The sequence below is a fragment of the Sulfitobacter sp. 1A13496 genome (genome assembly GCF_043557225.1).
Classification (GTDB): Bacteria; Pseudomonadota; Alphaproteobacteria; order Rhodobacterales; family Rhodobacteraceae; genus Sulfitobacter; species Sulfitobacter faviae.
The window spans coordinates 1-22,237 of record NZ_JBIFFP010000005.1 but is presented as its reverse complement, the minus strand read 5'-3'; the positions used below and the strand labels follow the sequence as shown (position 1 = coordinate 22,237).

The following is a 22,237-nucleotide window of genomic DNA, read 5'->3' as shown; positions in this document are numbered from 1 at the left end:
ATTACCCTGCGTAATACGGTTGTAATTCCGCGAGGAGGCAATCGGCTTTCCCAAGAACAACACGTGAGGAGCACCGTGATGGCGAACCCCCTTTATGACACTCTGTTTGGCCGTCACGCTGGCAAGACGACCGCCTTTCTGCACCTTGAGGGCGGGGTGACGCTGACCCATGCGGGCTTTCTGAGCCGGGCGGGCCGCTTTGCCAATGTGCTGAGCGGGCTGGGGGTGCAGCCGGGCGACCGGCTGGCGGTGCAGATCGACAAATCCGCCGATGCGCTGGCGCTCTATGCCGCTTGCGTGCAGGCGGGGGTGATCTTTCTGCCGCTGAACCCGGCCTATACGGCGGATGAGGTGCGCTATTTCGTGACCGACAGTGGGGCGGCGGCGTTTGTCTGCCAGCCTGCGCGGCGCAATGAGATGGTGCCGCTGGCCAAGGACACGGGCTGCCAGCTTGAGACGCTGGGCAGCGAAAACGATGGCAGCTTTGCGGATCGCGCAGCCTCGGCCCCCGATCAGTTCGAGACCGTCGCGCGCGGGGGCGATGATCTGGCGGCCTTCCTCTATACTTCCGGCACGACGGGGCGCTCAAAGGGGGCGATGCTGACGCAGGCGAACCTTTTGTCCAACGCGCAGACGCTGGCCGATCTGTGGCGTTTTACCAATGCAGACGTGCTGCTCCATGCGCTGCCGATCTTCCACACCCACGGGCTGTTCGTGGCGACCAATGTGACGCTGGTGGCGGGGGGTGCGATGATCTTTATGCCCAAGCTCGACATCGACCGACTGATCGACCGGATGCCCCATGCCACCGCGATGATGGGGGTGCCCACCTTCTACACCCGGCTGTTGGACGACGCGCGTTTTACCAGTGAGACGGCGGCGAATATGCGGCTGTTCATCTCGGGCTCCGCCCCGCTTTTGGCTGAAACCCATGTGGATTTCGAGACCCGGACCGGCCACCGTATCCTTGAGCGTTACGGCATGACCGAGACCAATATGAACACCAGTAACCCCTATGAGGGCGAGCGCCGTGCGGGCACCGTGGGCCTGCCGCTGCCGGATGTGGAGTTGAAGATCACCGACCCCGAAACCGGCGCGACCCTGCCGGATGGCGAGATTGGTAGCATCGAAGTGCGCGGTCCCAACGTCTTCAAAGGCTATTGGCAAATGCCCGAGAAGACTGCCGCCGAATTGCGCGAAGACGGGTTTTTCATCACCGGCGATCTGGGGCGGCGCGATGCGGATGGCTATGTCACCATCGTGGGCCGCGACAAGGATCTGATCATCTCGGGCGGCTATAACATCTACCCCAAGGAGGTCGAACTGCTGCTCGACGACCAACCGGGCGTGTTGGAAAGCGCGGTGATCGGCGTGCCGCATCCCGATTTTGGCGAAAGCGTCGTGGCGGTTCTGGTGGCACGCCGGGGTGTGGAGCTGGACGTGGAGCAGATCGCCGCGGACGTGGCCGGATCGTTGGCCAAGTTCAAACAGCCCCAGAAGTTGATCGTGCTGCCGGAACTGCCGCGCAACACGATGGGTAAGGTGCAGAAGAACGTGCTGCGCGAAAACTACCGGAACCTCTTCCAGCCGGGGTGACGCGGCCCGAGGGGGACTGTCGGACGGGCAAAGGCACGGGCATCCCCTCCCACGGGGTAGGGCGGGGGCGTAACCTGCGACAATCTGGCGTTTAATGCCCGGTTTCGCTTGAGGTGCCGGGAAAATTTCTACAGAACGTGGTGACCTTTCAGTCCGCTAGATCAGGAGTTCGCGTGTCCCTCTTCCTTATCGTTGCCTTGCCTTTCCTTGGTGCTTTGCTACCCGGACTGATGAATTCCGCAGGGCGCCAAGCCTGCGCCGGGGTCACCTTCATGGTTACCCTCGTGGCCTTTGTGGGCCTGCTCACCCATTTGCCCGCCGTATTGGCCGGAGAGGTGCTGACCGCGCGGGTTGATTGGATCCCGCAGCTTGGTCTGAACCTGACCTTGATGCTCGACAGTCTTGGCTTTTTCTTTGCCTGTCTGATCCTTGGCATCGGTCTGCTCATCATCGCCTATGCGCGCTCTTATCTGTCGCGCGACGATCATATGGGTGAGTTTTTCACCTATCTATTGCTCTTCCAAGGTGCGATGGTCGGTATTGTTCTAAGTGATAACGTGTTGATTCTGCTTATCTTCTGGGAGCTGACCTCGCTGTCATCCTTCCTGCTGATCGGCTATTGGAAGCATCTCCCCGAAGGCCGCCAAGGGGCGCGGATGGCGCTGACCGTGACGGGCATGGGCGGGCTTGCGATGATCGGTGGCATGTTGCTGCTGGGGCAGATCGTCGGCAGCTATGACCTGAGCGTGATCTTGGAAAACCGCGAGGCGATCCAAGCCTCGCCACTCTATCTGCCCGCGCTGATCCTGATCCTGCTAGGCTGTTTCACCAAATCGGCGCAGTTTCCCTTCCACTTCTGGCTGCCCCACGCCATGGCAGCACCAACGCCGGTTTCGGCCTATCTGCACTCCGCCACGATGGTGAAGGCAGGTATCTTCCTGATGGCGCGGATGTGGCCGGTGCTCTCGGGCACGCCGGAGTGGTTCGTCATCGTCACCACGGCGGGGCTGATCACCATGGTGCTGGGCGCGGTGATCGCGCTGTTCAAACATGACCTGAAGGCGCTCTTGGCTTTCTCGACCGTCAGTCACCTTGGTCTGATTACCATGCTTCTGGGCACTGGCACGGCCTTTGGCGCGCTGGCGGCGGTGTTTCACATCCTGAACCACGCGACCTTCAAGGCGGCACTCTTTATGTCGGCGGGGATCGTGGATCACGCGGTGCATACGCGCGACATCCGCCGTTTGGGCGGACTGCGGCATCTGATGCCGGTGACCTTCGTGATCGCCACGCTGGCGTCGCTTTCGATGGCGGGGATCCCGCTGTTCAATGGCTTCCTGTCGAAAGAGATGATGCTGGAAGAGACGCTGCACACCACGCTTTTCAATTTGCCATGGCTGGTGCCCGCGCTGGCGACCTTTGGCGCACTCTTCTCGGCGGGTTATAGTTTCCGGCTGATCGGCCATACTTTCCTTGGCAGAGAGCGCGACGACTATCCCGATCATCCGCATGACCCCAAGCCCGGCCTCTGGCTGCCGCCAGCGCTTTTGATTATCCCCGTGGTGGTGATCGGCCTCGCGCCGTTTCTGGCCGAGCCTTTCGTCAAGCTGGTGACCGCCTCTGTCCTTGGCGATGCAGCCGAGATGTCTTCTGCGCATTTCAAAATCTGGCACGGGCTGGGACCGGCGCTTTATATGTCGATCATCGCGGTCGTGGGCGGGCTGATCCTGCTGGCGCTCTTCACCCCCTTGCTGCGCATCTGGGATGCCGCACCCCGGCCCGAGGCCAAGCGTATCTTTGACCGGATCATCGCGGCGTCTGTCGGCCTGTCGCAGGCGGTATCGCTGCGGCTGCACAACGGGGCTTTCTCGCGCTATGCCGCCGTGATGGCGGTGACCGTCGTGGGCGTGGGCTATTACGCTTGGGCCACCGGCACAGTGGGCGCGGCGAGCCGCACGCTGCAACCGACGAATGCCGTGCAGATCGCGGGCTGGCTGATGCTGGTCGCGGCGGCCTGCGGCCTTGTCTTCCTGCACCGCAACCGCCTGTTGTCGCTGATCCTGATCGGCATCGTCGGGCTGATCGTCTCGGCTGGTTTCGTCTTCTTCAGCGCGCCCGACTTGGCGATGACCCAGCTGACGGTCGAGGTGGTGACGATCATCCTGCTGCTCTTGGCGCTGAACTTCCTGCCCAACCGCACACCGATCGAAAGCAGCGTGCTGCGCCGGACGCGGGACGTTGTCGTCTCCCTCGCGGCGGGGGCGGCGACCATGGCGCTGTCCTATCACTACCTGCTGCGCGACACCGTGGCGCCGAGCATTTCCGAATTCCACCTTGCCAACTCCTATAAGGGTGGCGGCGGTACCAATGTGGTGAACGTGATCCTCGTCGATTTCCGCGGTTTCGACACCTATGGTGAGATCATCGTGTTGGGCATTGCCGCCCTGCTGATCTACGCGCTGACCGAGACGCTGCTCTCGGGCCCGGTGCGCGCGCGTTTGCTGAACCGCAAGCCCGACCAGCCGCGCGCGGGCGACCGGCACCCGATGATGATGGTGGTGATGACCCGCGTGATCATGCCGGTGGTGCTGATGGTGGGTTTCTACATCTTCCTGCGCGGCCATAACGAGCCGGGCGGCGGTTTCATCGCCGGTCTGATCGTCTCTATCGCCGTGGTGATGCAATATATGGCCAGCGGCTTTGCCTGGGCCTCGGCGCGGCTGCGCTATCCTTATCATGGGATCATCGGCACCGGCGTCTTGATCGCGGGGCTGACGGGGATCGGCTCGTGGCTCTTTGCCAAACCGTTCCTCACGTCGGACTTCACCTATGTGCGCATCCCGCCCTTCGACAAGTTCGAACTGGCGACTGCCGCGCTCTTTGACCTTGGCGTGTTCCTCGCTGTCGTCGGGGCGGTGATGCTGTCGCTCGAAAGCTTTTCGCGGCTGGCGCGCCGGGCGCATGTGCCCGAGGCCGATCACCCGATGGACATCGACCCATCGCGCGAAGACAACACCAAGGCGGAGGCATAACATGGAACTTCTCGTCGCATCCGCCATCGGCATCCTGACGGCCTCTGGCCTCTATCTCGTGCTGCGCTTGCGGAGCTTTCCCGTCATCATGGGCACGTCGCTGCTGACCTATGCGGTGAACGTCTTTCTCTTTGCCTCGGGCCGTTTGACCGTGGGCGCACCGCCGATCCTGAGCGATGCCGCGCGCTATACCGATCCGCTGCCGCAAGCGCTGGTGCTGACCGCCATCGTGATTTCCTTTGGCATGACCGCCGTGGTGGTGATGATCGCCCTCGGGGCCTATCTGGGCAATAAGGATGACCATGTGGACGACCCGCTGACCGATACCAAGGCGGAGGACCGCACATGACCCATTGGCTGATCCTGCCCATCGTGCTGCCTGCGTTTATCGCGCCTTTCATCATTCTGGCCGCACGCTATCACATCACCATCCAGCGGGTGCTGTCGCTCTTTGGCGCGCTTGCGCTGGTCGTCGTGGGGCTTGGCCTGTCGGTCGAGGCGGCGAGCGGCAATGTCATGCTCTACCGTCTCAGCGATTGGGCCGCGCCCTTTGGCATCGTGCTGGTCGGCGACCGCCTGTCGACGCTGATGGTCACGCTGACGGCGGTGCTGGCGCTGTTTGTACTGCTCTATGTCATCGGCTCCAAATGGGACGAACGCGGGCGGCATTTTCATGCGCTGTTCCAGTTCCAGCTGATGGGGATCATGGGCGCCTTCCTGACGGGCGACCTTTTCAACCTCTTCGTCTTTTTCGAAGTGCTGCTGATCGCCTCCTACGGGTTGATGATCCACGCCGGTGGCACGCCGCGTCTGCGGGCAGGGGTGCAATATGTGCTCTATAACTTGCTGGGCTCGACGTTGTTCCTCTTTGCGCTTGGTGCGATCTATGCCGAGACGGGGACGCTCAACATGGCCGATCTGGCGCAGCGCGTTGCCCTGATCGACGCGGGCGCGACCGTGGGCATCCGCATTGCGGCGGTGCTGCTCTTGATGGTCTTTGCGGTCAAAGCCGCCGTGGTGCCGCTGCATTTCTGGCTGCCGTCGAGCTATGCCGAAGCGCCCGGCCCGGTGGCGGCGCTTTTCGCCATCATGACCAAGGTCGGCGCCTATGCGATCATCCGCGTCTATACGCTGATCTTCCCGCCCGAACTGGCCGTGACGGCGGATCTGCACACCACATGGCTGCTGCCCGCAGCACTGCTGTCGCTGGCGCTTGGCATGATCGGCGTGCTGGCGGCCAAGCAGTTGGACCGTATGGTGGCCTTTTCCGTCATCGGCTCCATGGGCATGGTGATGATTTCGATCACGCTGTTCACGCCCGAGGGGATTGCGGCGGCGCTTTACTATATCGTGCATTCGACACTGGCCGCGGGCGCGTTGTTCCTGATCGCCGATCTGGCGCGGGCCGGGCGCGACAACCTTGATCTGACGGCGCAGCCGCAGGTGGCGGGGGCCAAGCTGACCTCGGCCCTGTTCTTTGTTGCCGCCATCGCCATGGTCGGCGTGCCGCCGCTTTCGGGCTTTCTGGGCAAGCTGCTGATCATGGATGCCGCCGCCGCCAGCGATGCTTGGGTCTGGATCTGGGCCGTGATCTTGGGCGCGAGCCTTTTGAGCCTCGTGGGCTTTGGCCGCGCGGGCAGCGTGGTCTTCTGGGAGGCGCGCAGCGTCACCCCGGAGGAGGGGGCGACCCCCGCTGAGCGCCCTTCGGCGCTGAGCTATGTCGCGGTGGGCGCGCTCTTGGCCCTGCTGGTGGCACATACGCTGCTGGCCGGACCGGCCACCCAATATGCCACTGCGATTTCAAAGCAATTGTTCGGGCCGGAACGTTACCTGACCACCGTGTTGGAGACCCCCGGCAAACTGTCGGACGGCAAAGAGGAGGCCCATTGACATGATGCGACCGATCCGTTGGCTTTTGCCGCACCCGTTTCTGACCCTGCTGCTGACGGCGGTGTGGATCCTGCTGCAAAACAAGTTCAGCGCAGGCATGCTGGTCTTTGGTCTGATCCTTGGCGTCGTGATCCCGATCTTGACCGCGCGCTGGTGGACCGACCGCGCGCAGGGCATCCGCCCGCTGCGGACGTTGGCCTATGTGCTCTTGGTGATTTGGGATATCGTCATCGCCAATATTCAAGTGGCTTGGATCATCCTGACCAAATCCAACGCCAGCATGTCGCCCGCTTGGGTCGTCGTGCCGTTGGACCTGAAAGAACCCGAGGCGATCACGATTCTGATGGGCACCATCACGCTGACCCCCGGCACCGTCTCGGCGGACCTGTCGGACAACGGGCGCTACCTTTTGGTACACGCGCTGGACGCGAGCGACCCCGACGCGGTGCGCGATGAGATCAAAGACCGCTACGAACGCCGCTTGAAGGAGATTTTCGTATGACCCAAGCGACCGACCTTTTGACGCTGGCGCTCTACGGCGCGCTGACCCTCGTCGCCATCGCGCAGTTCATGGCGATGATCCGTCTGTGGATCGGCCCTGGCACCGGGGACCGTATTCTGGCGCTGGACACGATGTTCATCAACGCCATCGGCATCATCGTTTTGCTGGGCATCCTGCAGGGCACACAGATCTATTTCGAGGCCGCGCTGATCATCGCCATGCTCGGCTTCGTATCGACCGTAGCCTATGCCCGTTTCGTCCTGCGCGGAGATATCATCGAATGAGCCCCGACGTCATCGCCACCTATTTCGTTATCGCGCTGCTGGTGATCGGCAGTTTCTTTGTGCTTGTCGCCGGGATTGGCCTGCTCAAGCTGAATGATCCAATGACCCGTCTGCACGCGCCGACCAAGGCCGCGACGCTGGGGATCGGGGCCTATCTGCTGGCGGCCATGGTGAACTCTTTCCTTTCGGGCACGGGGTCGCTGCATGAGCTGCTGATCATGGCCTTCATCTTTGTCACCGCGCCGGTGTCGGCTAATTTCATGGCCAAGGCGAATATCCATCGTCGCGATTGCCTGCCAAACCCGCCGGAGCTGCCGGATGGCGATACTTGGGCCACGCTGAACGTGCCGGAAGAAGATCGCGAGATCGAGGAGACATCGCCCCACGCCTGAGGCAGGGGGGGGGCAAGGTCGGATTCATTTCAAACTGTTACGATGGTGGAAACCTTTTCCTGCCAGCATAGGTTAATGGGCGGCGCTGCCCAACCAAAGCTGACCGAAAGGATCCTGCCATATGCGTCTGACCGCGCTTCTGCTGATGTTGTTCCTGCCCTTCGCCGCAGCGGCGCAAGACCGTGTGGCGATGGTCATCGGGAACTCGGCCTATGAGGATGCCGCCGCGCTTGACGGCCCGCGCGCGGATGCGGCGCGGCTGACCAAGGCGCTGGACGGGCAGGGCTTCGACGTCACCACGCTGATCGACGCCGAGAGCGCGGCGTTCAAACAAGCGCTATCCGACTTTGCCTTTCAGGCCGAAACGGCGGACATCGCCCTGATTTACTACGCAGGCCGCCGTGTCGCATCCGGGGGGCAGAGCTATCTGATCCCGATCGACGCGCCCTTGGCCCCGGCCTCGGTGCTGCGGCGCGAGGGGGTTGCCCTGCCTGCGCTCCTGCGTGCGGCGGGCAAGGCGCGGCAGATACGGCTTGTTCTGCTCGACAACTGCCACGCCGCCCCGCAGCAAGCCACCGCGCCCTTGCCACCGCCTGAGCCACGCCTTGGCACGTTGGTCGTGACTTCTGGCGAGGTGGGCGCTTGTAACGAGAGCGGTGAAAACGCGGGCCTTTTCGCCGCAACGCTGGCCGAGGTGGTGGCCGAGCCAGAGGTCGAAGTCGGGGCTATGCTGGACGATTTCCGCGCGGCTTTGCACAGCCGCAGCGGTGGCAGCCTCTCGGCGCGGCGCTATGGGCGGCTGAACCCGACGCCGTTCTTCCTCGGCAGCGGTGACGGGGAAGCGGCCCCGCGTAGCTGGGCCGATTTGAACGAGACACAGGGCCAGCGTTTGGCCGACTTGGCGGGGCAGGGCGATACCCGCTCGCAACTCGGCCTCGCCGCCCTGCAAAGCGATCCCGACGATCCGCGCTATGATCCGCAGAATGCGGCGGCGCAGCTCATGCGCGCGATTGAGACCGGCTCAGCCGAGGCGCGGTATCAACTGGCCCAGCTTTACGAAGAGGGCCGAGGGGTAGAGCAAGACGAGGACCGCGCGATGCAGCTTTATCGCGACGCTGCCGAGCGGGGTCATGCCGGGGCCTTGAACGATCTGGGCTTCATCCATTTGCAGGGCGAATTGGGGCAAAAGGCCGACCCCGAACTGGCGCTTGATTACTTCCGCCGTGCAGCCGATAGGCGACACCCTGCAGCGATGTTCAACTTTGCCGCGATGATCGACGATGACAAAGTGCCAGGGCGCGGTGCTGCGGACGCCGCGCTCTACCTCTATCGCGCGCTGCGGGCAGGGGATGGCACCCTGCTGGGGCTGATGCAGGAGGAGCCGCGTTTGTTCGACAGCGACACCCGCAAAGCGCTGCAACGCAAGCTGTCGGATGTCGGGTTTTATGACGGTGCGATTGACGGGCTTTATGGCGACGGTACTCAAGCCGCGATCCGCGCGGCATTTGGGATGGAGACTGGCGCGCTTCCGGGCGAAGCCACTGAAACGACTGAGGAAACGCCGGAGGGCGAGACGTCGGAAACCTCTCCGATAGCATCCGAGACGCCGCAGGAGGAGCCTGACCAAGAGACGACAACCCAAGCCGAAGACGCCCCCGAAATCGATGCCGAGCCAGAGCCCGGCGCGGATGAAAATGTCACCCCGGTTCTGCGCCCCAAACAGGCCGCGCGGGGGTGAGTTTTGAAACAAGTAGTATTGCATTTTGCCCTCCAGTAGGTTGGCAAAATTAATCCGGTTGCAATATCGCGGCCGATGGCTTTTGATTGGCGCATCAGTCAATAAAAACTTCTCTGGGGAGAACACCAATGAAAAAACTGCTTATGACATCCGCTTTGGCGACGGTCGCCGCGACCTCGCTGGCCGCTGCCGAGTGTAGCGAAGTCACCTTCTCCGACGTGGGCTGGACCGATATCACCGCCACCACAGCCGCCACCTCTGTCGTGCTCGATGCGCTCGGCTATGACACCGAGACCAAAATCCTCGCCGTGCCGGTGACCTATACCTCCATGGCATCGGGCGACATCGACGTGTTCTTGGGCAACTGGATGCCCACCATGGAAGGCGATATCGCGAAATACCGTGAAGAGGGCAGCGTCGATACCGTGCGCGCAAACCTCGAAGGCGCGAAATACACGCTGGCCGTCAACAAGGCCGCCGCCGACATGGGGATCAAAACCTTCGCCGACATCGCCGCCAACGCCGACGCGCTGGAAGGCAAGATCTACGGCATTGAGCCGGGCAATGACGGCAACCGCCTGATCCAGTCGATGATCGACGAGAATGCCTTTGAGCTGGGCGAGTTCGAAGTCGTCGAATCCTCCGAGCAGGGCATGTTGGCACAGGTGCAGCGCGCCAGCCGCAAGGAAGAGCCTGTTGTCTTCCTTGGTTGGGAGCCGCATCCGATGAACGCCAACTTCGACCTGACCTATCTTGAAGGTGGTGACGATTACTTTGGCCCCGATCTGGGCGGTGCGACGGTTTACACCAACACCCGCGCCGGTTTCGTCGAAGAATGCCCGAACCTTGGCAAATTCCTCCAGAACCTCGAATTCAGCCTTGAGATGGAGAACGAGATCATGGGCGCGATCCTCGATGATGGCGAAAAGCCGGAAGAGGCCGCCGCAGCTTGGATCAAGGCGAACGCCGACGTGCTCGACACATGGCTGGACGGTGTGACCACCGTCGATGGCGGCGATGCGATGGAAGCTGTCGCTTCGCTGAAGTGATCCTCACGCTATGATGGACAAGACCCGCTCCAGATCGATGGGGCGGGTCATTCTCATGCGCAATTCTCCAATCCTGAAGGACTGACATGGACTGGCTGACAGAAAACAAGATCCCCGTGGCCGATGTGGCCGAAGACGCGCTGGATTGGTTGCAAACGAACGGGGCGTGGTTCTTTGACGGGCTGTCGGACCTGATGGAACGGCTGATTGAGGCGATCCTCTGGGTGCTGCAAACCCCGCATCCGCTGATCCTGATTGCCGTCTTCGCCGCGATCACTTGGGCCATTCAGCGCAATTGGAAAACCGTGGCCTTTGTGGTGCTCGGCTTTCTATTCATTCTGAACCAAGATTACTGGGAAGAGACGATGGAGAGCTTGACGCTGGTGCTCTCGGCCTGTGTGGTCTGTATGGGTGTGGGCGTGCCGATTGGCATCGCCGTGGCGCATCGGCCCCGGCTTTATGCATGGGTGGCCCCGGTCTTGGACCTGATGCAGACGCTGCCGACCTTCGTCTATCTGATCCCCGCGATTGTCTTTTTCGGCATCGGCATGGTGCCCGGGTTAATCGCCACGGTGATCTTCGTGCTGCCCGCGCCGATCCGGCTGACGCAGCTTGGCATCTCCTCGACCCCCAAGGCGCTTCTTGAGGCCGCGCAGGCGTTCGGCGCCAAGCCGCGCCAGACGCTGTGGAAGATTGAGCTGCCCTATGCGTTGCCGCAGATCATGACGGGTCTGAACCAGACCATCATGCTGTCGCTGTCGATGGTGGTGATCGCAGCATTGGTGGGCGCAGACGGTTTGGGCGTGCCGGTGGTACGTGCCCTGAACCAAGTCAACACAGGCTTGGGATTTGAATCCGGGTTGGTGATCGTTGTCGTGGCGATCATGCTCGACCGTATCCTGCGGGTGGGACGGAAATGACGAAAGCAGTAGAATTCGATAACGTATCCATCGTCTTTGGCGACAAGCCTGAAAAGGCTTTGCCTCTGATGGACGAAGGCCAAAGCCGCGCCGAGATCGAAGCGGCGACAGGGCAGGTGCTGGGCGTGCATGACTGCTCGCTCACCGTTGAGAATGGCGAAATCCTTGTGCTGATGGGCCTGTCGGGCTCGGGCAAATCAACGCTGTTGCGGGCGGTGAACGGGCTGAACCCGATGGTGCGCGGCACCGTGCGGGTTCATGCCGAGGGCTGGTCCTGCGATGTGCATGAGAGCAACGCGGCAGAGCTGCGCCGGGTGCGCCGTGAAGGCGTGTCGATGGTGTTCCAACAGTTCGGCCTGCTGCCCTGGCGCACGGTGCGCGACAATGTGGCGCTTGGTTTGGAACTGTCGAATGTGCCCAAGGGCGAGCGGTTGGAGCGGGCCGAGCGGCAGTTGAAGCTGGTGGGGCTCAGCGATTGGGCTGACCGCAAGGTGGGGGAGCTTTCGGGCGGAATGCAGCAGCGTGTGGGCCTTGCCCGTGCCTTTGCCACCGAAGCGCCGATCCTGCTGATGGATGAGCCTTTTTCGGCGCTCGATCCGCTGATCCGCACGCGGTTGCAGGATGAGTTGTTGGACCTGCAACGCGATCTTAACCGCACGATCATTTTCGTCAGCCATGACCTTGATGAGGCGTTCAAACTGGGCGGGCGTATTGCCATCATGGAAGGGGGGCGCATCGTGCAGATCGGCACCCCGCGCGAGATTTTCTCGAACCCCGCCTCGGACTATGTGGCGGAGTTCGTGGCCAATATGAACCCGCTTGAGGTGTTGACCGCCCGCGATGTGATGGGGCCTGCCGATGGGGCCGCCCATCCCGAGACCAGCGCCGAGACGCCGGTACGGGATCTGATGGACGGTCTGCGCGGCCCGGAAGCGGGTTTCGCGGTGATGGAGGAGGGCAGGCAGATTGGCACGGTGACGGCGCATAGCATCGTGGAACGGCTGAAACGCTAGGGCGGGGTCCACCCGCCTCTCACGGAGGGCAGCGCTGCCCCCGTGGTTAATAGGATCAGTTCGCCGCCGTCCCAAGCGTCTTCAAAATCGGACAATCTGGCCGGTCATCGCCCGCACAGTCGCGGACCAGCGTGCTGAGCGTGTCGCGCATCTCTTGCAGGCCGCTGATCTTGGCCTCGATCTGCGCCAGATGGTCTTCGGCGATGGCGCGCACATCGGCGCTGGCGCGGTTCTTGTCCTCCCATAGCGCCAGCAGGTTGCGACAATCCTCGATGCTGAACCCCAGCGTGCGGGCGCGGCCCAGAAAGGCGAGCTTGTGCATCTCGCTTTCACGGAACGCACGGTAGCCATTGGCGTCGCGCAGCGGTTTGACCAGCCCGATATCCTCGTAATAGCGGATGGTTTTGGGTGGCAACCCGGTGCGTTGTGAGACTTCTCCGATGTTCATGGGACGATCCTATTCTGCGGCCACGGGGGCGGCGGCCCGGGGGCCATGGGAGGGGCTGGCGCTCTCAGTCAGAGGGGCGGCGATCCAGCGCAGGCGCAGGGCGTTGCTGAGAACGAAAACGCTCGACAAGGCCATTGCCCCGGCGGCCAGCGCGGGCGACAAGAGCCAGCCGGTCAGCGGGTAGAAGGCCCCGGCGGCCACGGGGATCAGCAGGACGTTATAGCCGAAGGCCCAGAAGAGGTTTTGCCGGATATTCGCCATGCTGCGCTGGCTTACGTCGATGGCATTGACCACGCCGCGCAGATCGCCCGACATCAGCACCACATCCGCCGCTTCGATCGCCACATCGGTGCCGGTGCCGATGGCCAGCCCGACATCGGCCTGCGCAAGCGCGGGCGCGTCGTTGATCCCGTCGCCCACGTAGGCGATGCGGTTGTCGCCTTTTCTCAGGTCGTCGATGGCGGCCACTTTGCCATCGGGCAGCACCTCGGCGACGACGCGGTCGATGCCCAGTTGCGCCGCGATGGCCTCTGCCGTGCCGCGGTTGTCGCCGGTGATCATCGCCACTTCGAGGTTGAGGTCGTGCAGCCGCGCGATGGCCTCGGGCGTGCCGGGTTTGATCGGGTCCGCCACGGCGATGACCGCCGCCAACTGGCCGTCGATCGCGGCGAAAAGTGGGGTTTTTCCCACCTTGGCCAGATCCGCGCTGATCCGCTGGGCATTGCCCAGATCAATCCCCTCGCGGGTCATCAGCCGGTCCGCGCCCAGCGTGATCCGGCGGCCCGCCACCAATGCGCTGACGCCGTAGCCGGTATGGGATTGGAAATCGCTGACTTCGCGCGGCACGGGGCCAGCCGCTTCGGCCCGGCGCAGGATGGCTTGGGCGATGGGATGTTCCGAGCGCGCCTCGACCGCGCCGATCAGGGGCAGCACCTCATCTTCGGTCAGGTCGTTCATCAGCACGAGGTCGGTAAGTTCGGGGGTGCCCTTGGTCAGGGTGCCGGTCTTGTCCAAGGCAACGGTCGTGACGCTTTGCAGGCTTTGCAGCGCATCGCCTTGCCGGAATAGCACGCCCAATTGCGCCGCCCGCCCAGTGCCGACCATGATCGACGTGGGTGTGGCCAGCCCCATGGCACAGGGGCAGGCGATGATCAGCACCGCCACCGCCGCCACTAATGCGTGGCTGAGCGAGGGGCCGAAGGCCAGCCACAGGCCAAAGGTCACCAGCGCCACGGCGATGACCGCGGGGACGAACCACAGGGTGATGCGGTTGACCAAGTCCTGAATGGGCAGTTTCGCGCCTTGGGCCTCTTCGACCATGCGGATGATCTGCGCCAGAACCGTGTCGCCGCCCACCTTGGTGGCGCGATAGGTCAGGCTGCCGGTGCCATTGACCGTGCCGCCGACAAGAGCCGCGCCGCCGGTCTTTTCCACCGGCACAGGCTCACCGGTGATCATGCTTTCATCGACGTAGGATTGCCCTTCGACGACGATGCCGTCGGTGGCGATCTTCTCGCCGGGGCGGAGGTAGATGATGTCGCCGGTTTCGATCTTTTCCAAGGGCAGTTCGATGACGGCGCCGTCGCGCTCCACCCGTGCGCTGGTGGCGCGCAGGCCCATGAGCTTGGCAATCGCGGCCCCGGTGCGCCCCTTGGCGCGTGCCTCAAGATAGCGGCCCAGCAGGATCAGCGTGACGATGACGGCGGCGGCTTCGAAATAGACCACGCGGCTGCTTTCGGGCAGTAGCCCCGACGCGAAGAGCGCAGTGACCGAGTAGAGCCACGCCGCCCCCGATCCGAGTGCCACGAGAGAGTTCATATCCGGCGCGCCCTTCGCCAGCGCGCGCAGGCCATTGCTATAGAAACGCCGCCCCGGCCATGCCAGCACGACGGTGGTGAGGAGGAACTGGATGAGCCAGCTTGTCTCCATTCCGATGGTCGCCGCGATCCGATGGTGGAAAGCGGGCACCAGATGGCCGCCCATCTCAAGCACGAAAACGGGCAGGGTGAGCGCGGCGGCCAGCAGGGTCATCCGTTTGAGGTGGATGGCCTCCGCTTCCTTGCGCGTCGCGGCCTCGGGGGTGCCCACCTCGGGCGTGTCGACGCTGGCGGGATAGCCCGCCTTTGCCGCCGTATCGCGCAGGGCGGGCAAAAGATCGGCGTCTTCCAATGTTTCGACCCGCGCCTCTTCGCTGGCGAGGTTGACCGTGGCCGAGAGCACCCCCGGCACCGCAAGCAGCGCGCGCTCCACACGGCCCACGCAGGAGGCGCAGGTCATGTTCGACAGCCGCAACCGATGGGTGGTCTTGCGCGCCGGGTAGCCGGCCTGCGCCAAGGCGGCATCGAGCTCGCCCGCGTCAAACGCGGGGTGTGCCGTCACGCGCACGGTTTCTGCCGCAAGATTCACTCGGGCCTCACCGATCCCGTCCAGCGCGTTTAGCGCTTTTTCGACACGCCCCACACAGGACGCGCAGCTCATGTTCTGCACGCCAAAAGTGAGTGTTTCCGCTTTGCCCATTTCACGCCCTCTATTCGTCCTGGGCTGAATATGGGGCTTCCAGTCGCTGGAGGGTCAATAGGTCATTCTCGGAAAATTGATTTGGTAGCACGGCGGCACAGGCGCGGCAGCTTTGCGGCCCGCTAGGGCACAGAGGCATATGCACAAGAGCGACGACCACCTATCCCTTCACCGCCCCTATAACCGGAAGCATATTTTAATACCTTTCTGCGTAAGTCCTCAGAACCCGCTTCGTCGCTAGGCTGTGTCTTAAAAGGTTGTGAGCAAAGATATGCATTTTTACACTTATTTTCTCGGCACGTTCACGGCGCAGCACTTGCGCCGCCTTTCGGCCTTGGCAGGGCAGGGGCCTTGGCTTCGGATGATCGCGGCATCGTTTTGGACATTGTTCTTACTGGCTTTGCTGACCAGAGCCGCCTTGGCGCAGCAGCTTATTCTCAATCCCGTCGCCGCGCCCACCGTGGTCGGGGCAGGCGTGGGGGAGCGGGCCTTGTGGCGCAACGCGGGCACGGTCGGCGGGGTGTCGGTCGATATCGTCGGTGAAATGGCCTTTGCCGGGCGGGATCATATTTTCGCCTCGGGCAATGGGCAAATCCAGATTACCGCGACCGGGCAAGACCCGCATTTCATGGATTTCTACCTCTATGAGGCAGGCACCCATAACATCACGACCAATACCGGCGGGGTGCCGGTGGTGGCGGATGTTTTCTTTCAGATTAATGACATCGACGGTCCGTTGAATGAGCAGGTCTATGTGAACGTCTGCGACGGCACGGTCGAATATGTCCGCATTGACCGCAGCGCGACGACCTATCGCGGCTATATCGAAGGGCCGGATGCGAACCTTGGGACAGAGGTGTTCTATCTCGCCGGGGACCGCAACTATAGCAATCAGCCGGTATCTGGGCTTGAAATCTTCTACCCGCAGACTTCGACCTTCCGCTTTGGTCGGACCGCCAACAATGGCTTCCTCGTCCGGCTCGCCAATCCGACCTATGACGAAGCGCAGACCTATGACCTGCAATGCGGTGACTTCAAAGCGCCCGTTTTGCAGGACGATCTGAAAGAGCAGGTGCTGAGCGAGCCTGTGGTGGTCAACATCCTGTTCAACGACAGTGTCGCGACGGAAAACAACAATGCGCCGGCGAATAATTCGGGCCAGCCCAGCGAATATGCGAAACAGGCTGTCGATCTGATCCCCCCTGCCGGGGCGCAGAACATCGTGACCGATTCCGAGGGCCACCGGGTGGGTTTCGACATTCTGGGGGAGGGCACATGGAGCTATGACGACCTGACCGGGGAGTTGACCTTCACACCCTTCGTCGCCTTCTTTGCCGCGCCGACGCCGATCAGCTACCGCTATCAATCGCCCATCATCCTGCCGAATGAGCCGCGGGCCTATTCCGCGCCCGCGCAGGTCTCGATCGATGTGGGCTCTGTCGGTCTGCTGAAACTGGCGCAATTGGTCGATACCAACCTTAACGGCTACGCCGATCCGGGTGAGACGATCGCCTATGTCTTTACCGCTGAGAACTTCGGCAATGTCGATCTGACCAATGTGCAGCTTGCCGAGACGCAGTTCAGTGGCAAGGGCGTGCCCCCGGTGATCACCTTTCAGGCCGCCACGTGGCTGTCGCCCGAAGGCACGCTGCTGGTCGGGGAGAAGGCCGTCTATACGGCGACCTACACGCTGGTGCCTGAGGATTTGGACACCACGATCAGCAACCAAGCGCAGGTCACGGCCCAGACACCGGGGGGGACAGCAGTCTCGGACCTGTCGGATTCCGAGAACCCCGGGGACGGGGATGGCGTGGCGTCGAACGGGCCGGGCGAAGGGCGTGATGATCCCACGACGATCTACGCAGGCTCCGGCCCCGACCGGGGGGATGCGCCGGTCACCTATGGCGATCCGCAGCACGCGGACACCGCGCAATATTGGATCGGCGCGCTGAATGGTGACGGCGACGGCTCGGCGCAACATTCCGTCGATGGCACCGGCGACGACCTCGACGGGAAGGATGACGAAAGCGAAGAGAGCTTTCCCCAGCTCTATGGCGATCTGACTCGAACAGTGACCGTGGTGGTCAACGAGCCCACCCCCGGCACCGGTTACCTACAGGCTTTCGTTGATTTCGGCGGCGATGGCCTCTTCCTTGGCGATCAGGTCGCGACGGATATCCAAGACGGCGGGGCGCAAGACCTCGACGGGGTGGTGAATGGTGAGATTTCATTCCCTGTCAGCGTGCCGGTCACCGCCGTTCTGACCCCGACCTTCGTCCGGCTGCGCTGGTCCTCGACCGCGGGGCTTGATGCGATCACCCCCGCCCAGGATGGGGAGGTCGAAGACTATGGCATCACCATCAAGACACCGCCCGACGCCGACCGGGGTGACGCCCCCGCCAGCTATGGCGATCCGCAGCATATCATTGAAGGCCCCGGTGCGCCTGAGGTCTATCTGGGCAGCACCCCGCCGGATATCGATCTGCTGACGCAGAACTCCATCGGGGCCACGGGGGATGATGCCGACGGGTCGGATGATGAGGACGGGGTGATCCTGCCGCAATTCTACCGTGGTGGTCTGGCCGAGATCACGGTGACAGTCAGCGATCTGATTGCCGCGCCGGGGTCGTCCTATCTGCAGGCCTTTATCGACTTCGATGGCGATGGCACCTTCAACCAAGCCGGAGAGCAGGTGGCGGTGAACCTGCAAGACGGCGGCCCGCAGGATAAGGACGGCCTCAGCAATGGCACGATCCTTTTCGAAGTGGCTGTGCCCGCGGGGGCCACGACACTGCCTACCTATGCCCGCTTTCGCTGGTCGACCGACAGCACTGGCCTTGTCATAGCTTTTGAGGGGGAGGTGGAGGACTATACGCTCACCATCTCAAGCGATGCGCCGCCGCTGGTCTGCGATGCCTCGCTCTATGCCATCGTCGACAGCCCCTCGGCGCTGAGGCGTATGACCTTCCGCGACGGCGGGGGGAGCTATGCCACAACGGTGGAGACGTCGGGCACCACCGGACAGAACCGCGACGGCGCTTGGGGCTATAACGCGCTGGACGGCTATATCTACGGCGTCGATCAGAACAGCCGCCGGCTCTACCGGATCGACGGGGCGGGGGATATCACGGATTTCGGCAATATTTCTGGTGCGGAGGATGCGTTGAATGCCGGGGATATCCTGCCGAATGGGCGGCTGATCTACGAGGTTGATCAAAATACATGGCAGATCGTCGATCTGACCAATCCCGCCACGCCCATCGTTCTGGGCGAGATCAACCTCTCCATCGGCGTCAATCCCGAAGACCTCGCCTTTAACCCCTTGGATGGCATTATGTATGGGATCGACAGAAACTCGGGCTTCCTGTTCCGCGCTGCGGTCAACAACGGCACCCCGGGGAGCGTGACACCCCAAGCGATCGGCCCTGCCGTCTATGCGGGCATGTTCGACGCGCTCTGGTTCGACCGTGACGGCAGGCTCTATGGCTATTCCAATACCACCAATAACCTCTTCGTCATTTCCACGGCGACAGGCGTGCCGCAACTGGTGTCTGGCATTCCGGTCGATGAAGGCGGGCGCAGCGATGGCATCTCCTGCCGGGGGCCTGCACCGATCCCACTGGGGGGCATCTCGGGCAACATCTATGAAGACGCGGATGCCTCGGACGTGAAAGACAATGGGGAGACCAATTTCGGCGCGGGCGTGGGCATCTCGGTCTTTGCCGACAATGGCACCCCGGCCAATACCGCCGATGACATTTTTCTGGTAACCACGGATACCTTGGCCGATGGCACCTATGCGGTGGGGGAGTTGATGGTGAACACGACCTACCGTGTCGCATTGGACGAAGCGGACCCCGATCTGCCTTCGGGGCTGACCATCGGCACGTCCAACCCGCTGCTTGGGGTTCCTGTCTCCGGCAATAGCGTGACCAGTGACCAAGACTTTGGCTTCGATCCGGCTGGCAGTGACCTCGAACTCAGCAAAATCGCCGCCGCTACAGGGACGACGACACCGATTACCAATGTGTCAGAAGGGGATACCATCGATTGGATCATCACCATCACCAATGTCAGCGGTGGCTCGCCCTCGGGGGTCAAGGTGATCGACCAGATCCCAAGCGGTTTCGCCTATGTCTCGGACGATGCGCCCGCGACGGGGGATACCTATGACCCCGACACCGGCTTGTGGTTCGTGGATGAACTGCTCAGCGGTGAGAGCGAGACCCTGACGATCACCACCACGGTGCTCGGCAGCGGTGATTTCACCAATCAGGCCGAGATCATCTATAGCTCTCTGCCCGATCCCGACAGCGATCCCAGCACGGGGCCGCTGACCGATGACCTGTTCGACCAACTGCCCGACGATGACGAAGCCTCCTATTCCCTGACCCTCGTCACCGGAGAGCGGATTTTGACGGGCCGTGTCTTTATCGACAATGGGGCAGATGGCGGTACCGCCCATGACGCCCTGCGCAACGGCAGCGAAGGGGGGGCATCTTCGGCGGTGTTGGAGATCCTCGACAGTGGCGGTGCAGTGCTGGCGACCCCCGGTCTCGCGACCGATGGCACTTGGAGCTACGGGCTCTCCGGCAGCTACAGTGGCCCGATCACGATCCGTGCGATTCCGGCGAATGATTACCGTGCGATTTCGGAAGCGACGACCGGACTGCCCGATTTGGTCGACACCAACCCGCATGACGGTGAATTCACCTTCACGCCCGAGGCTTTCGGCAATCGCATGGGGCTGGACATCGGTCTGCTGCAACTGCCCAGTCTGACCAACGATCGGACCACGACCGTCGCACAGGGGCAGGTTGCGATCTTGCCGCATATCTATACCGCCACCTCAGACGGGCAGGTGACCTTCTCCTACGCCGGTGCCACCTCGACCCCCACCGGCGCGTTCAGCGCGGCGCTGTTCCAAGATATCGGCTGTGACGATAGCGTCGACGGGCCGATCACCGGCCCCATCGCCGTCACCACGGGGGAGACCATCTGTATCGTCTCACGGGTATCAGCCGGTTCGGGCGCTGGGCAGGGGAGTACCTACGTCTATCAAGTGCTGGCGACCACGGCATTTGCCCGGACCACGGTGACAAGTTCGGCCAGCAATACCGATGAGGTTTCGGTCGGGGGACGTTCCACCCAGATCGAACTGCGCAAAACGGTCGAGAATGAGACCCAAGGCACTGGGGAGGGCACCACCAACCTCGGCAGTGTGAACGATATCCTTCTGTACCGCATCTATCTGCAAAACAACGCGACCACGCAGGCGTCGAACGTCAAGATCTACGATAGAACCCCGCCCTATACGCAGCTGTCGGAGCCTATCGTCGATCCGCAACAAGTCTCGCCCAACCTCAGCTGTGATCTGGTGGTGCCGGCAAGCAATGTGGCCAGCTATGCCGGGACGATCGAGTGGAATTGCACGGGCCAGATGTTGCCGGGGGAGACCGGGGCCGTGCAATTCAGGGTCGGCATTCAATAGGTCGATAGATCTCGCCGGGGTGGCGGTGCGTTTTGATGCGCCGCCGCCCGTTTTTTGACGGATGATCAACATTGATGCGCATAGGAAAACGGCACCTAGGCAGGGCTGTTGGTCTAGGCATGGGCGACCCCCGTCATACGTGCGCTATCGCTTGCCTTCCCCCGCGGAGCCTGCAAACGGTAGAGTAAGCGACGCAAGCCCTGCCGCCCCGACCAACCCCCCTAAGGACCGCCCATGACCAAGTTCTGCCTGACCGTGACCTGCCCCTCGCAACGCGGGATTGTCGCCGCCATCGCCAATTACATCGCCGAAACCGGCTGCAACATCACCGACAGCGCGCAGTTCGACGACACCGAAAACGGCCAGTTCTTCATGCGGATCAGCGCCGAGGCTGAAACCGGTGGCACGCTCGAGACCCTGCGCGAGGGGTTCACAGCGGTCGCGGAACCCTTTGGCATGACCTATGAATTCCACGACCAAGACACCACGATGAAGGTCGTGGTCATGGTCTCGCGCTTTGGGCACTGCCTGAACGATCTGCTCTACCGTGTGCGCATCGGCGCGCTCCCGATTGAGATCGTCGCCGTGATCTCGAACCATATGGACTATCAAAAGGTCGTGGCGAACCACGACATTCCATTTCACTGCATCAAGGTGACGAAGGAGAACAAACCGCAGGCCGAAACGCGGATCATGGAAGTGGTGGAGGAAACCGGCGCCGAGCTGATCGTGCTGGCGCGCTACATGCAGATCTTGTCGGACGCCATGTGCCAAAAGATGTCAGGGCGGATCATCAACATTCACCATTCCTTCCTGCCGTCCTTCAAGGGGGCGAACCCTTACAAGCAGGCCTATGAAAGGGGCGTGAAATTGATCGGTGCCACGTCGCATTACGTCACCGCCGATCTGGACGAGGGCCCGATCATCGAACAGGACATCGTGCGCATCACCCATGCGCAAAGCGCCTCGGATTATGTCTCGCTCGGTCGCGATGTGGAGGCGAGCGTCTTGGCGCGCGCGATTCACGCCCATGCCCACCACCGGGTGTTTCTGAACGGCAATAAAACCGTGGTCTTTCCCGCATCGCCCGGCAGCTACAGCTCCAAGCGAATGGGTTAGGGGCCACGGCCCCGCGTCTGCCGAATGCGGCGGGGGCGCGGGGCCATCGGGCGGCTTGGCCGAGCCTGTAGGCAGGCGTAAACTAGCACGCAACGGCAGCGGATCAGCGTATGATTTAAAGATATAAGTGGTGCCCCCACACGGAGGTTCTGTTCCTCCTACAGGCACCTGTTCAGCCGGTATCCCCAGCAAAACAACGGCTATCGTGGTGGACCACCCGGCGTCAAGAGGCACCAGATGGTCTAC

Annotated in this window: 15 protein-coding genes; 13 read left to right on the top strand and 2 right to left on the bottom strand. The window is 62.4% G+C overall.

What is annotated here, in order from left to right; all coding sequences use genetic code 11:
* Window positions 1-78: 78 nt before the first annotated feature.
* From ACGYLX_RS12415 to choV, 11 genes are all read left to right on the top strand, one after another.
* A complete protein-coding gene (locus ACGYLX_RS12415) occupies window positions 79-1,596 on the top strand; it encodes a malonyl-CoA synthase (RefSeq protein ID WP_394449827.1) in 1,518 nt (505 codons plus the stop codon).
* A 173-nt stretch (window positions 1,597-1,769) separates the two neighbouring features.
* Complete coding sequence (locus ACGYLX_RS12410; protein ID WP_394449825.1) at window positions 1,770-4,628, top strand: monovalent cation/H+ antiporter subunit A; 2,859 nt, start codon at window positions 1,770-1,772, stop codon at window positions 4,626-4,628.
* A 1-nt stretch (window position 4,629) separates the two neighbouring features.
* Window positions 4,630-4,977, top strand: a complete 348-nt coding sequence (locus ACGYLX_RS12405; RefSeq protein ID WP_394449823.1) for a Na+/H+ antiporter subunit C — start codon at window positions 4,630-4,632, stop codon at window positions 4,975-4,977.
* Window positions 4,974-6,518 (top strand): monovalent cation/H+ antiporter subunit D, encoded by a 1,545-nt coding sequence (locus ACGYLX_RS12400; protein ID WP_394449821.1) that lies wholly within the window; start codon window positions 4,974-4,976, stop codon window positions 6,516-6,518. Before ACGYLX_RS12405 ends, ACGYLX_RS12400 begins: the two co-directional genes overlap by 4 nt.
* Window position 6,519: 1 nt before the next feature.
* The gene (locus tag ACGYLX_RS12395; RefSeq protein WP_067260934.1) at window positions 6,520-7,020 is read left to right on the top strand and encodes a Na+/H+ antiporter subunit E; all 501 of its coding nucleotides are present in this window, start codon (window positions 6,520-6,522) and stop codon (window positions 7,018-7,020) included.
* Entirely contained in the window at window positions 7,017-7,304 is a 288-nt protein-coding gene (locus tag ACGYLX_RS12390; RefSeq protein ID WP_067630872.1) for a K+/H+ antiporter subunit F, read from the top strand. The genes ACGYLX_RS12395 and ACGYLX_RS12390 overlap by 4 nt, the downstream gene beginning before the upstream one ends.
* A complete protein-coding gene (gene mnhG / locus ACGYLX_RS12385; RefSeq protein ID WP_394420090.1) occupies window positions 7,301-7,696 on the top strand; it encodes a monovalent cation/H(+) antiporter subunit G in 396 nt (131 codons plus the stop codon). The genes ACGYLX_RS12390 and mnhG overlap by 4 nt, the downstream gene beginning before the upstream one ends.
* A gap of 121 nt (window positions 7,697-7,817) precedes the next feature.
* Window positions 7,818-9,434, top strand: a complete 1,617-nt coding sequence (locus ACGYLX_RS12380; RefSeq protein ID WP_394449819.1) for a caspase family protein — start codon at window positions 7,818-7,820, stop codon at window positions 9,432-9,434.
* 128 nt (window positions 9,435-9,562) lie between these two features.
* Window positions 9,563-10,483 (top strand): choline ABC transporter substrate-binding protein, encoded by a 921-nt coding sequence (choX, locus tag ACGYLX_RS12375; RefSeq protein ID WP_394433880.1) that lies wholly within the window; start codon window positions 9,563-9,565, stop codon window positions 10,481-10,483.
* A gap of 86 nt (window positions 10,484-10,569) precedes the next feature.
* Window positions 10,570-11,403 carry a choline ABC transporter permease subunit gene (gene choW / locus ACGYLX_RS12370; protein WP_067260944.1) on the top strand — a complete coding sequence of 278 codons (834 nt, stop codon included), beginning with the start codon at window positions 10,570-10,572 and terminating at the stop codon, window positions 11,401-11,403.
* Complete coding sequence (gene choV / locus ACGYLX_RS12365) at window positions 11,400-12,416, top strand: choline ABC transporter ATP-binding protein (protein ID WP_067260946.1); 1,017 nt, start codon at window positions 11,400-11,402, stop codon at window positions 12,414-12,416. Before choW ends, choV begins: the two co-directional genes overlap by 4 nt.
* Window positions 12,417-12,471: 55 nt before the next feature.
* Here choV and cueR read toward each other — a convergent pair whose 3' ends face one another.
* Window positions 12,472-12,864 (bottom strand): Cu(I)-responsive transcriptional regulator, encoded by a 393-nt coding sequence (gene cueR, locus ACGYLX_RS12360; RefSeq protein WP_394449816.1) that lies wholly within the window; start codon window positions 12,862-12,864, stop codon window positions 12,472-12,474.
* A gap of 9 nt (window positions 12,865-12,873) precedes the next feature.
* Window positions 12,874-15,381: a heavy metal translocating P-type ATPase gene (locus tag ACGYLX_RS12355; RefSeq protein WP_394449814.1), complete on the bottom strand. Its 2,508-nt coding sequence runs from the start codon at window positions 15,379-15,381 to the stop codon at window positions 12,874-12,876.
* Between the two features lie 271 nt (window positions 15,382-15,652).
* Between ACGYLX_RS12355 and ACGYLX_RS12350 the strand changes: the two genes are divergently transcribed.
* On the top strand, window positions 15,653-20,872 hold the full coding sequence (locus tag ACGYLX_RS12350) for a GEVED domain-containing protein (protein WP_394449812.1): 5,220 nt from the start codon (window positions 15,653-15,655) through the stop codon (window positions 20,870-20,872).
* A gap of 234 nt (window positions 20,873-21,106) precedes the next feature.
* Window positions 21,107-21,991, top strand: coding sequence for a formyltetrahydrofolate deformylase (purU, locus tag ACGYLX_RS12345; protein WP_271691585.1), 885 nt, complete (start codon window positions 21,107-21,109; stop codon window positions 21,989-21,991).
* Window positions 21,992-22,237 lie beyond the last annotated feature (246 nt).

Bases quoted from the DNA above. Each gene is read 5' to 3' on its own strand.
- ACGYLX_RS12415 (WP_394449827.1), top strand. From the start codon at position 79: ATGGCGAACCCCCTTTATGACACTCTGTTTGGCCGTCACGCTGGCAAG.
- ACGYLX_RS12405 (WP_394449823.1), top strand. From the start codon at position 4,630: ATGGAACTTCTCGTCGCATCCGCCATCGGCATCCTGACGGCCTCTGGC.
- ACGYLX_RS12400 (WP_394449821.1), top strand. From the start codon at position 4,974: ATGACCCATTGGCTGATCCTGCCCATCGTGCTGCCTGCGTTTATCGCG.
- ACGYLX_RS12395 (WP_067260934.1), top strand. From the start codon at position 6,520: ATGATGCGACCGATCCGTTGGCTTTTGCCGCACCCGTTTCTGACCCTG.
- ACGYLX_RS12390 (WP_067630872.1), top strand. From the start codon at position 7,017: ATGACCCAAGCGACCGACCTTTTGACGCTGGCGCTCTACGGCGCGCTG.
- mnhG (WP_394420090.1), top strand. From the start codon at position 7,301: ATGAGCCCCGACGTCATCGCCACCTATTTCGTTATCGCGCTGCTGGTG.
- ACGYLX_RS12380 (WP_394449819.1), top strand. From the start codon at position 7,818: ATGCGTCTGACCGCGCTTCTGCTGATGTTGTTCCTGCCCTTCGCCGCA.
- choX (WP_394433880.1), top strand. From the start codon at position 9,563: ATGAAAAAACTGCTTATGACATCCGCTTTGGCGACGGTCGCCGCGACC.
- choW (WP_067260944.1), top strand. From the start codon at position 10,570: ATGGACTGGCTGACAGAAAACAAGATCCCCGTGGCCGATGTGGCCGAA.
- choV (WP_067260946.1), top strand. From the start codon at position 11,400: ATGACGAAAGCAGTAGAATTCGATAACGTATCCATCGTCTTTGGCGAC.
- cueR (WP_394449816.1), bottom strand. From the start codon at position 12,864: ATGAACATCGGAGAAGTCTCACAACGCACCGGGTTGCCACCCAAAACC.
- ACGYLX_RS12355 (WP_394449814.1), bottom strand. From the start codon at position 15,381: ATGGGCAAAGCGGAAACACTCACTTTTGGCGTGCAGAACATGAGCTGC.
- ACGYLX_RS12350 (WP_394449812.1), top strand. From the start codon at position 15,653: ATGCATTTTTACACTTATTTTCTCGGCACGTTCACGGCGCAGCACTTG.
- purU (WP_271691585.1), top strand. From the start codon at position 21,107: ATGACCAAGTTCTGCCTGACCGTGACCTGCCCCTCGCAACGCGGGATT.